Source organism: Thalassobacillus devorans, assembly GCF_900176565.1.
GTDB classification, from domain to species: domain Bacteria; phylum Bacillota; class Bacilli; order Bacillales; family Halobacillaceae; genus Thalassobacillus; species Thalassobacillus devorans_A.
Genome location: NZ_FXEH01000006.1, coordinates 1342425 through 1354936, shown reverse-complemented (window position 1 = coordinate 1354936; position 12512 = coordinate 1342425). Strand labels below are relative to the sequence as shown.

The following is a 12512-nucleotide window of genomic DNA, read 5'->3' as shown; positions in this document are numbered from 1 at the left end:
TGAATTGTTACAAGCTCAGAGTGTAAACTCTGAGCTCGTTTATTAAGGGTTAGACTATTATCTTTTCTAATAATCGAACATCGGTGCCAGCTCTGTCGGATTGTTAGTCATTTCCAACGCCACCATCAGTTTAATTCTTGCTTTAGGTCCCGTCAGTCCATTTGCAAAAATGATTCCAGCTTCTCGTAATTTTCGTCCACCGCCTTCATAACCGTAGGTATCCTGGACTATTCCCTGATAGCAACGGGAAACAAGTACAATCGGAATATTCAATTCCAACAATTTTTTTATAGAAGCTACCGTTGCTGGTGGCAAGTTTCCTTGTCCAAGTGCCTCGATGACAAGTCCGTCAACCTCTGTGTTCCTAAGCGCATCGAAGATAGAACCGTCCATGCCGGCATAGGCCTTTACCAACGCCACGTTTTTATCAATTTTTTGAATTGGATAGGAATCATGCCTGGTTAATTTATGATGAAAAAACACATCTTTTTTTGTAGTAATTCCTATTGGCCCATACTGGGGGCTTTGGAATGTAGCTACATTGCTTGTCGAGGTTTTTGTTACGTTTTTTGCTGTATGAATTTCATCATTCATCACCACCAGTACACCTTTATCCTGGGCCTCGTCACACGTCGCTACACGAATAGCACTCAGCAGGTTATATAACCCATCAGATCCAATTTCGTTACTGGATCGCATAGCGCCAGTCATAACTATAGGTTTTCTCGTTTGTAAGAAAAGGTCTAAAAAATAGGCAGTCTCTTCAAGTGTGTCTGTACCATGAGTGATGACAACCCCATCAAATTTCCCTGACGCAAGTACTTCATGGATTCTTCTCCCTAATTGGAGCATATGAGAAGGTGTCATATGAGGGGATGGTATATAGAAAAGCACCTCATCTTCAATTTCTGCCTCGTCTTTGAGCATGTCATTAATTTCCTGTAAAGGGTGTCTGCCCTCAGTATTAACTTCGCCTGTAACCTTGTTTTCTTTCATAGATATAGTTCCGCCAGTATGGAGGATCATTATACGTTTCATTACTTATCACCTTCTTTTTCTATTGTTCCGTTTCCTTCCTTTCCATGATACGATTAAATTACCTGGATGGAAAGTGAGGAGCAGACAATGGTATCTCTTTTAACGTTAGCGCTCGCCCCGGTTGCAGCTATCATGACGTTCATCTATTTTAATAAACGAATAGAATTAGAGCCGCTCCCTTTGATCATCCGCACTTTCATACTTGGAGCACTGCTTGTATTTCCAACCATGTTTATACAATATGCTATTAATATCGAAGGATTATTACAATCGCCCTACGTCCACTCATTTTTATTAGCGGGGTTGCTTGAAGAGTTTGTTAAATGGTTTATATTTTTATTCGCTGTTTATCAACATAGAGAATTTGATCACCATTATGACGGCATCATTTATGGTGTCGCGATAAGTCTGGGTTTCGCAACAGTTGAGAACATCATTTATCTTCTTGCAAATGGTACCCAGTATGCATGGGGGAGAGCGATCTTTCCAGTATCCTCTCATGCCTTGTTTGGAATTCTGATGGGCTATTATATTGGAAAAGCTAAGTTCAATACGACTCGAACAAAAATGTGTTTAACTTTAGCTTTATTTATTCCCGTTGCTTTACACGGTTTATATGATATGATTCTTACCACCACTTCTAACGCCTGGCTTTATCTTATGATCCCTTTTATGGCTGGTCTATGGGTTATCGGAATACGTAAAATCCGATTGGCCAATCACCACTCTGCTAACCTTCACTCGAAAGCTGAATAAGTTCAATATCCACCATGTCTATAATGACATGGTTTTATTTTTGTCTCCATTAAATCTCAACGTTGTTCTTGCATTTAAGCTCCCAATTGCTGAAGACTCAGTTTCGAGAGTTGTTGTTCCCATTACGGTTGAGAGTGTCTGGAGGTCAGGGAAATTACTCGCTTTCCATGGGCGTTCGGTGAGCTTCCTCGGGCTAAAGCCCTGCGGGATCTCACCATGCACTATTATTCCATTGGACTTTGAATAAGCTTCTTTTTGTTTTATGACAAATTTGTAAGAAGATAGTATCGTCGTCAATTTTATGTATAAAACTTCTGGAGTTTCAAAAGCTATCATTAGCATTAGTGACTATAGTATCCAGGAGGCGAGAACGAGAAATGAGCATAAAGCGTTCGATTTTTTATACAGCTTTATCGGTATTGATGGCAGGCGTCATCGTAGTTTCCTACCCAACTGAACAGGCGGATGCTTTTTCGAATCAAGTGATCCAGCAAGGAGCGGTTGGTGATGATGTTATCGAATTGCAAGCCAGACTGCAATACTTAGGTTTTTACAATGGGAAAATCGATGGTGTCTTTGGCTGGGGGACCTACTGGGCGTTAAGAAACTTTCAATATGAGTTCGGTATGGAAATCGATGGGCTGGCCGGCCAGTCAACCAAGCAGAAATTGGTGAATGCCAGTCAATACGATGAAGGTTTTGTTAAGGAACAAATTAGACAAGGTAAGGATTTCTCTTATTATGGCGGCGTCCCAAAAGAGCAACAAGTAAAAGACTCTAAAAAGCAGAAGCAGGGAGGACAGCAACAAGGTGGTCAACAACAAGCGGAAGAACCGAGTAATACTGCTGTAAACATCCCGAATGGTTATTCTCAAAATGATATCCAGTTAATGGCTAATGCGGTATATGGAGAGGCCAGGGGCGAGCCTTATGTGGGGCAAGTAGCAGTGGCCGCAGTTATTTTAAATCGTGTAAACAGTACTACCTTCCCTAATACAGTCGCGGGTGTAATCTTTGAACCGAGGGCTTTTACTGCAGTGGCAGATGGACAAATTTGGCTGACTCCGAATGAAACAGCAAAAAGAGCCGTTATGGATGCCATTAATGGCTGGGATCCTTCTGGCGAAGCCATTTATTATTTTAACCCTGACACGGCAACTTCAGGCTGGATTTGGAGCAGACCACAAATTAAAAAGATAGGAAAACACATTTTTGCGAAATAGGTGGTGAGACGTATGAAAAGATGGATATTGATTTCTTTACTGGCTATTGTTGTAGTTGGAACAGGGGTGTGGGGTTACAAGGAACATCAGGATAAAAATGCAATCCTGATACAGGCAGAAAATACGTATCAGCGAGCTTTTCATGATTTGACCTATCATACCGATCTATTACATGACAAGATCGGTAATGTACTCGCCATGAATTCCCAAAAAAGACTTTCTCCAGAACTTGCTCAAATATGGCGATTGACTTCAGAAGCCCAGGCGGATGTCGGACAGCTTCCATTGACCTTGCTTCCGTTCAATAAAACAGAAGAGTTTCTTCATGATATCGGTGATTTCAGTTATAAAACTGCTATCCGAAATTTGAGTGATGAACCGTTATCTGATGAAGAAGTAACCATGCTGGAAGACCTTTATAAGCAAAGCGGTACCATTAAGGATGAACTAAGAAAGGTCCAGCATACGGTACTGGAGGAGAACCTGCGCTGGATGGACGTGCAGCTTGCTTTAGCAACCAATGATGCTCAGGGGGATAATACCATCATCGATGGTTTTGAAACCGTAGAAAAAAGTGTTGCTGGTTTTGGGGAAGAGAACAATGGCAGCAATATAATCGGGATAGCCGATGAAAATCATGAGTTCAAAGGTTTAGATGGCAAGGAAATCAGTGAACAAGAAGCAAAGGAAACAGCCAAGAAAATATTTAATATTAAAGACAAACAAAAAATTAATATGACCAAAACAGGCGATGGGGCGGATGTACAGACTTGGATGGCTTCTTATCAAGATGGAGATAAAAACGGTTATATTGATATGTCAGTAAAAGGAGGACATCCTTTGACGGTAATGGTAGAGCGCCCGGTGAAGGATACAAAAATCAGTCTTCATGAAGGGGCATTGAAGGCTAATGATTATCTTCAATCCTTTGATTTCCCGGATAGGGAGCTGGTTCAAAGTAGTCAATATGAAAAAGAAGGAGTATATTCTTTTGTAGCAAGTCAGGATGGTGTAAGAATCTATCCTGATGCTATCCAGGTGAAAGTCGCATTGGATAGTGGAGACATGTTAGGGATGTCTGCAAAGGATTATTTTATGAATCATCGCCAACGCGACATACCTGAAACAGGTATCTCTGAAGAAGAAGCCAGGTCAAGTGTTAATCCCGACGTAAAAATTCAGGAACAGCATATGGCCATTATAGAGAATGATTTGGCAGAAGAAGTATTGACCTACGAATTTCTCGGCACACTGGGTGATAATACCTACCGAATCTTCATTAATGCAGAGGATGGTACCGAAGAAAAAGTGGAACGTCTAAAAGCTACTGAAATTAAGTTCTCCAGGGCTGTATAAAGAGAAAGATGGGCTTACCATCTTTCTCTTTTTTTATTTTTTTGAGATAATAGAACCAGTCAAAATTCCTAGTCGGAAAGAAGTGGTGGTATAGTGGATATAGGGACGCCTGTTACACTTGAATTGTTACATACAGATCATACTTCTCATGAATTATATAAAAGCAAAGTGGTTGATATAAAAGGAAGTTATTTATTTTTATCTTTGCCAAGTGGTGAAAAATCAGGAAAGACAGTTTTTATTCACGAAGGTACACCATTCAATCTTCGTTTTGTAGGAAAAGACCAAAGCGTTTATATGTTTGAGACATCCATGATTGCAAAGAAAAAATTCAAAATACCAGTATTAATTTTTCATCTGCCGGATGAAAACAAATTCAAACGGATACAAAGAAGGAAGTATGTCCGCATCGAAACCGCTGTAGACGTTGCTATTAAAAGCCGGGGTAAAGATTCTTTTACATCTATTACCACCGATATCAGTGGCGGAGGGGCGGCAATAGTATTACCGGAAAGACATGAATGCGCACCAGGAAACTTGGTGGAAATATTGTTTGTTTTCCATATGAAAGCAGGGGATGTACACTATATAGATGCGAAAGCTGAAGTTGTACGGGTTTTCAAAGGTAAAGGCATGGAACGTGAGTCAGCTTCCGTGGAGTTCCATAATATTACTGAAGGCAGCAGGCAGACAATCATACAATACTGTTTTGAACGACAGCTATATATGAAAGGGAAGAGGGTACGTTGACAAATTTATGGACATATACCTGAACTCTTGACCGGGCAAAAAATGTTCCCATAGAAGCGGGTATAGGTAATGGATTTATAAGCAGACGTTATGTTATGATTTTGAAGTACGAATTGAATAATAGGTAAAAGACGCGTAGGGATACAAACCTAATAACACATGTGAAAGAATTTGAAAAAAGCGCGCTTTCTTATTTTGGGAAAGGCGTTTTTTCTTGTATTTCAGGAAAGGTTAGCGTTGCGTCAGAAAGCAAAAAATCAAACAAAACAGATGTACTATTAAACAGAAAGCATTATGGCAGGAAAGTGGTGAAAGGTTTTGGAGAAACAACTGGCAATAGCGATCGATGGACCAGCTGCCGCTGGAAAAAGTACGGTAGCCAAAAGAGTTGCTCATCAACTGGGTTATGTTTATATTGATACCGGAGCGATGTACCGAGCTCTGACATGGTACGCACTAAAAAAAGGTTTGAACCTGGAAGAACAAGAAGACATTCACAAATTGCTTCAGGAGTGTGAGATACTGTTGCAAATGGAGAATGATGGGCAACACGTTTATGTAAATGGAGAAGATGTTACCCAGTCGATTCGTACACAAGAAGTCACGAATCAAGTTTCGATTGTTGCTAAACATAGAAAGGTACGGGAAGAAATGGTCGAGAGGCAGCAGCAGCTGGCAGCAAAGCGCGGTGTGGTAATGGACGGCAGGGACATTGGCACCCATGTAATTCCGGATGCTGAAGTGAAGATTTTTATGATAGCTTCTGTAGAAGAACGGGCAGAGAGAAGACATAAAGAAAATATTGAAAAAGGTTTTTCTTCTGATTTAGAAGAATTAAAAGAAGAAATAAGACGACGCGATGAGATTGACTCGCAACGTGAGGTGGCACCATTAGTAAAAGCGGATGATGCAGTTGAAATCAACACCACTTCATTGAACATAGATGAAGTGGTGGGGCGAATCATCGAAGTTGTCAAAAATAAAGAGTGAGGAGTATAGGTTATGAATCTCTATAAGGTGGGGAAACTTTTATTTACGGTCCTTTTATATCCGCTTTATCGTATTAAGGTAGTGGGCAAAAAAAATATTCCTAAAGAAGGTCCGGTTATCATTTGCTCTAATCATATTTCTAACCTAGATCCACCTGTTGTGGGAATTACCAGTGGACGTAATATTCATTTTATGGCTAAAGAAGAACTTTTCAAAAATAAATTTTTTGGGAAGATTCTTAGAAAAGTACATGCTTTTCCGGTTAAAAGAGGAATGAAAGATCGCAACGCCTTAAGAGGCGGTCTTAAGATTTTGGAGCAGAATGAAACATTAGGTCTTTTTCCAGAAGGGACAAGAAGTAAAAACGGAGAGATCGGTCAAGGGTTGGCAGGCGCAGGCTTTTTTGCACTCCGTTCAGAAGCGTGGATTGTGCCTTGTGCGATTATCGGTCCTTATAAGCCATTCAAACGTCTGTGGGTCGTATATGGAAAGCCGATAGACATGTCAAGCTATCGGGAAAATAAAGCTTCAGCCAGAGAGACGACAGATATGATTATGAAAGAAATCGAAAAATTAGCAAAAAACCCAAAAATACATGGTTAATTACTTGACAAATTCTTATAAATATTAGAAGTTAGACAAAAGGACATTCTGAAGTGAAGTAGTGTCGGATTTTGAAGGAGGTAGCTTGGTATGGATGAAATGAATCAAGAAGTAACAGGAATGCAGGAATTTTCTACTGGTGACATCGTGACAGGAAAAGTAGTTAAAGTTGAAGAAAAACAGGTTCTTGTCGATGTTGGCTATAAAGTGGAAGGGATTGTTCCAATCAGTGAACTATCCAGCCTTCATGTAGAAAAGGCTTCTGATGTCGTCAGTGAAGGCGATGAAATCAAGCTTCAAGTCAAAAAAGTAGAAGACGACGAAATCGTTCTTTCCAAACGTGCAGTAGATGCTGATAAGGCGTGGGAAGAATTGGAAGCGAAATATGAAAGCGGAGAAATCTTTGAAGCAGAGGTCAAAGATATCGTTAAAGGTGGACTTGTAGTAGATGTCGGCCTGCGCGGATTTATTCCCGCTTCCTTAGTTGAAACATACTATGTAGAAAACTTTGATGAATATAAAGGAAAACCTTTGACACTAAAAGTGGTAGAACTTGATCGCGAACAAAACCGCGTGATCCTGTCCCATCGTGCTGTCGTTGAGGAAGAAGAATCCAGCAAGAAGCAGGAAGTGCTGAATTCTTTAGAAGAAGGACAAGTGGTAGACGGTACCGTGCAACGAATCACGGATTTTGGTGCATTCGTGAACCTTGGCGGAATTGATGGGCTGGTTCATATTTCCCAGCTTTCCCATGAACATGTGGAAAAGGCTTCTGATGTCGTAGAAGAAGGCCAGCAAATCAAAGTGAAGGTTCTTTCTGTGGATAGAGACAATGAACGTATCTCCTTATCTTACAAAGAAACACAGCCTGGACCTTGGCACGACTTGGAACAGCGTGTAGAACGTGGAGCAGTGCTTGAAGGAACAGTTAAGCGCCTGGTGAACTTCGGTGCCTTTGTTGAAGTATTCCCAGGGGTGGAAGGCCTTGTTCATATTTCTCAAATCGCAACCCGTCATATTGGTACACCTGATGAAGAACTGGAAGTCGGTCAGCAGGTGAAGGTCAAGGTCCTTGATGTTGATGAGAATGCCAAGCGCCTGTCGTTGAGTATCAAGGAATTGGAACGTGAGGAAGATCGTCAGGAACTGAAGCAGTACGAAAAAGAAGACGACCACTCTGGTTTTCAATTGGGTGACATGATTGGAGATAAACTAGACAAATATAAAAACTGATTGGTGAAAAGATATGTCGAGAGAAAAACGTAAAATCGACCATATACGTCATGCACTAAGTCATTCCAGAGAACCACAGAACCACTTTGATGATATTGAAATCGTTCATCAGAGCATTTCCGGTTTATCGTGGGATGACCTGAGATTAGATATAGAAGTAGGCGAACTTTCATTAAGTTCGCCTCTTTTTGTCAATGCTATGACGGGTGGCGGTGGAAAGAAAACCGAAGATATCAATCGGCAGTTAGCTGAGGTTGCTGCCGAAACAGGAATTGCGATGGCTGTTGGTTCCCAAATGTCCGCCTTGAAAAACCCGGAAGAAAAAAGAAGTTACGAAGTTGTTCGTAAATCTAATCCAAAGGGCAATATCTTCGCTAATTTAGGCAGTGAAGCTAGCCTTGAGCACGCAAATCAGGCGGTCGATATGTTAGAAGCAAATGCCTTACAGATCCATCTAAACACACTGCAGGAGCTGATTATGCCGGAAGGGGACAGAAATTTTTCGGCACGGTTGAATAACATAGAGAAGATTGCTGCTCGACTGCCAGTACCCGTTATTGTCAAAGAGGTTGGCTATGGTATGTCTATGGAATCTGCTGCTTTATTGAAAGAAGCAGGTGTCCGGTATATTGATGTGGCAGGGCGAGGCGGCACTAACTTTTCTAAAGTGGAAAACCAGAGAAGAGAGAACCCCTTACATGTCTTTGAAAACTGGGGGATACCTACCCCGGTCTCTCTCCTGGAAGTTCAGTGTACTTATCCTGGGTCTCACATTTTTGCTTCCGGAGGAATCAGGCATGGGCTTGATGGGGCAAAGGCACTTATCTTAGGAGCTGAAATGTTCGGAATGGCCGGAGGGTTGTTGAAGGTATTAGTCACTTCGGGGCAGGAAGCACTGATAGAACGCATTGAATCTATCCATCATGAACTGAAAGTGACGATGATGCTGCTTAATGCGGATAAACCGCATGGGCTAGCTGGAAAAGCTTATATTCTGACAGGTAAAACAAAAGAATGGATGGCCCAACGCAGCCATTAAAAAGCTGCCTCTAAAGTAGTAACTTTAGAGGCAGCTTTTTCATTTCGATTCAACAGAAGTAGTACCTTTTTTTGCTTTTTTGACATCACGGTCTGATTCTACTCTTCTTTCTTTTTTTAGCTTTGATTCTTGACGATCTTTTCCCATAGCTATCCCTCCTCGCTTCTTATTATTCCCGGGCAAATTTAATCTATGAGGTTTAAATATTTATGCTTCCATCCATAATGTTAAAAAGAAAGGGAGTAGGACAAGTGGAAACAGCATTATTTTATTGGTTCAGCTGGATGGTATGGATAGCTGTGGTCTTTTTTTATGAAGATGATTATTGGCGTACAAAGTTTTCCACTGGACTGCTGATTTTTCTCCTGCTTTCTGAACGTTATCTGTCCCTGGCAGAAACAAACCTCTCCTTGGCTTTAATGTTTATATGGGCGAGCGCACTATTGTTTCTCTTTAAAATTAAGGTCACGTTATGGCAGATGAGTTATCTGGTGACATTCGGTATCATGCTTGCTGGTATCCATTTATTTCTTTTTATAAATCCTGTATGGTTGATATTCCCTGCCCAGACAATTGTAATGATTCTTTTCCTGCTGCTGCTAACGGTAATGACCAAACATCCGTGGCAGCGTATGATGATGTACGTTTTTGTTGCATCCACCGGCAATTTATTGAGTGGCTATATCCTGACTTCTTATGGGCTGATGCATTCCATAGGCCATATTAGTGATCTGCTGTTTCTGATAAAAGGGGTATTTCTCTCGCTTGTGCTGCTTGCCTTGCAACATCTTAAACACAAGGTTATGAAAGCGGCATATAAAATAAAATGGAGAACGGAGCGTTTTGGGCAATGAATGAATATACTTATCCTATTTTATTCGGAATCATTGTTGGTACAAGTATGAGACTACTCATGTTACGGACGGATTATCGCCAATATCCCACCTACCTGCATGGTAAGGTGATTCATATTTCCTTAGGGTTCATTGCGGCTTCCCTGGGCACATTTGCTGTGCCTTCGATTATGGAAAAGGAATTTACGGCGGTTACTTTTCTCACACTGGCTGCCTCTCAATTTCGTGAAGTGCGTAACATGGAAAGAAATACGATGAATGGATTGGATGAATTTGAACTGGTACCTCGAGGCAAGACGTATATCGAAGGCATAGCCGTAGCTTTTGAAGGTCGAAATTATCTGGTTATTATTACTTCATTACTGACCACTTTGGTTTATTTAGCTGTGAATATTTGGGCTGCAGCCGCTACAGCGGTGGTATTATACTTAATTTCGAAAAAATTAATGACTGGTTCTACTTTAAAGGACATTGTAAATATCAAATATGTAAAGCCGCATTTTGATGGAGCAGGCTTATATGTAGATAATATTTATATCATGAATATCGGACTTCCGGACAGACAGGAAGAGGTTTTAAAATATGGCATGGGCTTTGTATTGGAACCAAAGAATTTCAATGTTCGTTCAACCATCGCCAATCTTGGCCAGAGACAAGCTATTCTTCATGATGTATCAGTTACCTTAGGAGTGTTCAGGGACTCCGGTACGCCTGCACTTGTCCCATTGATCAAAAGGGATTTAGACGATGGAAGAATCGGTGTCTTCATATTACCGCAGGATCAGGATATTGACCGTGCCATCAAAGCGATTGGAGCTGTGCCAGTCTTAGAGAATGCCATCCGTATGCCATCAGAAACCCGACCGGAAATGGAGGGTAAAAACTAATGAATATCGAAAAGTCTATTTTAGCTGCTGTCACGACGGACCATTCAAGAGATAGGGTTGGGGGCGGCATGCCGATATTTTACTGTGAGACCCAGGAAGAATTAGAAATGGTAGCTGCTAATCTGGAAGCCATTATCGATGGCATTGCCCATGCATTAAGTAAAGATTTGTATGTCATCGTAAAACATTGAAAAAGATTGTCTCTTGACAACTTGTTTGCTAGAATAGTTACGTACAAAGTATGGAAAAGGAGACTTTTCCTGCAAAATAAAGTGGATAGTCAGTCAGGGGGGTTGACTCTAAGAGAAGGGTGACACCGGCAGGATGATCATGCGCCGGCAATCATCTCTTGAAGTTCCCTCCTTTTTTTAATGTCGTATATTGCATATCACGCATGCTGATAAACTGCTTTGAGTTCAAAAAATAAAGATATAATGTCAGGCAGAAAGGATGTTACCTTTCATGAGAAAATCAGTCGTAGCCATCGTAGGCAGACCGAATGTAGGTAAATCAACGATATTCAACCGCCTTGTTGGTGAAAGAATATCCATCGTAGAAGATATTCCAGGAGTTACAAGAGATCGTATTTACGCTCAAGGAGAATGGCTGAACACTACTTTCAACATCATTGATACCGGTGGGATAGAAATTGGTGATGAGCCATTGCTGGTACAAATGAGGGAGCAGGCTCAGGTGGCCATTGATGAGGCAGATGTCATCATTTTTATGGTCAATGGCCGGGATGGTATTACGGGAGCGGACGAGGAAGTCGCAAAAATACTTTACAAGTCCAACAAACCGGTAGTACTTGCGGTAAACAAAATTGACAACCCGGAGATGAGAGAAAATATTTATGAGTTCTATTCTCTTGGTTTTGGTGAACCTTATCCAATATCAGGTACTCACGGACTTGGTTTGGGAGATATGCTGGATGCAGTTGTAGACCATTTCCCTGAAAAAGTTGTAGAGTCAGAAGATGATGATACGATTCGTTTCAGCTTGATAGGAAGGCCGAATGTAGGTAAGTCTTCCTTAGTCAATGCTTTGCTTGGTCAGGAACGAGTGATTGTCAGCGATATAGCTGGAACTACCAGGGATGCTATTGATACTCCTTTTGAAAAAGAAGGAAGAGACTTTGTAATCATTGATACAGCAGGAATGCGGAAAAAAGGAAAAATTTACGAAACCACAGAAAAGTACAGCATCCTCCGCGCACTGAAAGCAATAGAACGTTCTGATGTTGTTTTGACATTGATCGATGCTGAAGAGGGGATTATCGAACAGGATAAAAAGATTGCCGGCTATGCGCATGAAGCAGGGAAAGCAGTCGTCATTGTCGTGAACAAGTGGGATACTGTCGAAACAAACGAAAAAGCCATGAAAGAGTTTGAACAAAAAGTGCGGGCACACTTTCAGTACCTTGATTATGCCCCTATCGTGTTTTTATCTGCAAAAACGAAAAAACGCATGCATACACTGCTGCCTCAAGTGCTGAAGGCTAGTGAAAATCATGCCAAACGAGTTCAGACCAATATTTTAAATGAAGTGATTATGGATGCATTGGCTATGAACCCTGCCCCAACCGTAAAGGGCCAAAGATTGAAAGTGTTTTATGCGGCCCAGGTTTCTGTAAAGCCGCCAAGCTTTGTCGTTTTTGTCAATGATCCGGAATTGATGCATTTTTCCTATGAACGTTTTTTAGAAAACCGCATCAGGGAAGCCTTTGGATTCGAAGGTACGCCTATTAAAATATTTGCCAGAAGACGTAATTAAAGAAAGGGGC

The 12512-nt window shown here is 41.1% G+C and carries 15 protein-coding genes; 12 read left to right on the top strand and 3 right to left on the bottom strand.

The features are described from left to right. Window positions 1-66 precede the first annotated feature (66 nt). Window positions 67-1038 (bottom strand): asparaginase, encoded by a 972-nt coding sequence (locus B9Y67_RS17775; protein WP_085508717.1) that lies wholly within the window; start codon window positions 1036-1038, stop codon window positions 67-69. An 87-nt stretch (window positions 1039-1125) separates the two neighbouring features. Between B9Y67_RS17775 and prsW the strand changes: the two genes are divergently transcribed. Continuing rightward, the gene (prsW, locus tag B9Y67_RS17770; RefSeq protein ID WP_085508716.1) at window positions 1126-1794 is read left to right on the top strand and encodes a glutamic-type intramembrane protease PrsW; all 669 of its coding nucleotides are present in this window, start codon (window positions 1126-1128) and stop codon (window positions 1792-1794) included. A gap of 18 nt (window positions 1795-1812) precedes the next feature. Here prsW and B9Y67_RS17765 read toward each other — a convergent pair whose 3' ends face one another. Beyond that, window positions 1813-2130, bottom strand: a complete 318-nt coding sequence (locus B9Y67_RS17765; protein ID WP_139823841.1) for a hypothetical protein — start codon at window positions 2128-2130, stop codon at window positions 1813-1815. 86 nt (window positions 2131-2216) lie between these two features. On the opposite strand from B9Y67_RS17765, the gene sleB reads away from it, so the two are divergent. The 7 genes from sleB to fni all read left to right on the top strand — a co-directional run bounded on the left by sleB (window position 2217) and on the right by fni (window position 8988). Further along, window positions 2217-3017: a spore cortex-lytic enzyme gene (sleB, locus tag B9Y67_RS17760; protein ID WP_254901866.1), complete on the top strand. Its 801-nt coding sequence runs from the start codon at window positions 2217-2219 to the stop codon at window positions 3015-3017. 12 nt (window positions 3018-3029) lie between these two features. Beyond that, window positions 3030-4373 carry a germination protein YpeB gene (gene ypeB, locus B9Y67_RS17755; protein WP_085508713.1) on the top strand — a complete coding sequence of 448 codons (1344 nt, stop codon included), beginning with the start codon at window positions 3030-3032 and terminating at the stop codon, window positions 4371-4373. A gap of 93 nt (window positions 4374-4466) precedes the next feature. Further along, window positions 4467-5123, top strand: a complete 657-nt coding sequence (locus B9Y67_RS17750; RefSeq protein ID WP_085508712.1) for a flagellar brake protein — start codon at window positions 4467-4469, stop codon at window positions 5121-5123. A gap of 318 nt (window positions 5124-5441) precedes the next feature. Next, window positions 5442-6113 carry a (d)CMP kinase gene (cmk, locus tag B9Y67_RS17745; RefSeq protein WP_085508711.1) on the top strand — a complete coding sequence of 224 codons (672 nt, stop codon included), beginning with the start codon at window positions 5442-5444 and terminating at the stop codon, window positions 6111-6113. Window positions 6114-6125: 12 nt separating this feature from the next. Then, window positions 6126-6716, top strand: coding sequence for a lysophospholipid acyltransferase family protein (locus B9Y67_RS17740; protein ID WP_085508710.1), 591 nt, complete (start codon window positions 6126-6128; stop codon window positions 6714-6716). Window positions 6717-6806: 90 nt separating this feature from the next. Further along, entirely contained in the window at window positions 6807-7949 is a 1143-nt protein-coding gene (gene rpsA, locus B9Y67_RS17735; protein WP_085508709.1) for a 30S ribosomal protein S1, read from the top strand. A 13-nt stretch (window positions 7950-7962) separates the two neighbouring features. After that, entirely contained in the window at window positions 7963-8988 is a 1026-nt protein-coding gene (gene fni / locus B9Y67_RS17730) for a type 2 isopentenyl-diphosphate Delta-isomerase (protein ID WP_085508708.1), read from the top strand. Window positions 8989-9027: 39 nt separating this feature from the next. On the opposite strand, the gene B9Y67_RS17725 is transcribed toward fni, so the two are convergent. After that, a complete protein-coding gene (locus B9Y67_RS17725) occupies window positions 9028-9135 on the bottom strand; it encodes a YpzI family protein (RefSeq protein ID WP_085508707.1) in 108 nt (35 codons plus the stop codon). Window positions 9136-9239: 104 nt separating this feature from the next. Between B9Y67_RS17725 and B9Y67_RS17720 the strand changes: the two genes are divergently transcribed. From B9Y67_RS17720 to der, 4 genes are all read left to right on the top strand, one after another. Then, complete coding sequence (locus tag B9Y67_RS17720) at window positions 9240-9842, top strand: YphA family membrane protein (protein ID WP_139823840.1); 603 nt, start codon at window positions 9240-9242, stop codon at window positions 9840-9842. After that, complete coding sequence (locus B9Y67_RS17715) at window positions 9839-10729, top strand: YIEGIA family protein (RefSeq protein WP_085508705.1); 891 nt, start codon at window positions 9839-9841, stop codon at window positions 10727-10729. Before B9Y67_RS17720 ends, B9Y67_RS17715 begins: the two co-directional genes overlap by 4 nt. Then, window positions 10729-10920, top strand: coding sequence for a capping complex subunit for YIEGIA (locus B9Y67_RS17710; protein WP_085508704.1), 192 nt, complete (start codon window positions 10729-10731; stop codon window positions 10918-10920). Before B9Y67_RS17715 ends, B9Y67_RS17710 begins: the two co-directional genes overlap by 1 nt. Window positions 10921-11191: 271 nt before the next feature. Further along, a complete protein-coding gene (gene der, locus B9Y67_RS17705; RefSeq protein ID WP_085508703.1) occupies window positions 11192-12502 on the top strand; it encodes a ribosome biogenesis GTPase Der in 1311 nt (436 codons plus the stop codon). The last annotated feature ends 10 nt before the right edge of the window (window positions 12503-12512 follow it).

Coding starts and splice junctions, on each gene's coding strand:
- B9Y67_RS17775 (WP_085508717.1), bottom strand. CDS start 1,038: ATGAAACGTATAATGATCCTCCATACTGGCGGAACTATATCTATGAAA.
- prsW (WP_085508716.1), top strand. CDS start 1,126: ATGGTATCTCTTTTAACGTTAGCGCTCGCCCCGGTTGCAGCTATCATG.
- B9Y67_RS17765 (WP_139823841.1), bottom strand. CDS start 2,130: ATGATAGCTTTTGAAACTCCAGAAGTTTTATACATAAAATTGACGACG.
- sleB (WP_254901866.1), top strand. CDS start 2,217: ATGGCAGGCGTCATCGTAGTTTCCTACCCAACTGAACAGGCGGATGCT.
- ypeB (WP_085508713.1), top strand. CDS start 3,030: ATGAAAAGATGGATATTGATTTCTTTACTGGCTATTGTTGTAGTTGGA.
- B9Y67_RS17740 (WP_085508710.1), top strand. CDS start 6,126: ATGAATCTCTATAAGGTGGGGAAACTTTTATTTACGGTCCTTTTATAT.
- rpsA (WP_085508709.1), top strand. CDS start 6,807: ATGGATGAAATGAATCAAGAAGTAACAGGAATGCAGGAATTTTCTACT.
- fni (WP_085508708.1), top strand. CDS start 7,963: ATGTCGAGAGAAAAACGTAAAATCGACCATATACGTCATGCACTAAGT.
- B9Y67_RS17725 (WP_085508707.1), bottom strand. CDS start 9,135: ATGGGAAAAGATCGTCAAGAATCAAAGCTAAAAAAAGAAAGAAGAGTA.
- B9Y67_RS17715 (WP_085508705.1), top strand. CDS start 9,839: ATGAATGAATATACTTATCCTATTTTATTCGGAATCATTGTTGGTACA.
- B9Y67_RS17710 (WP_085508704.1), top strand. CDS start 10,729: ATGAATATCGAAAAGTCTATTTTAGCTGCTGTCACGACGGACCATTCA.
- der (WP_085508703.1), top strand. CDS start 11,192: ATGAGAAAATCAGTCGTAGCCATCGTAGGCAGACCGAATGTAGGTAAA.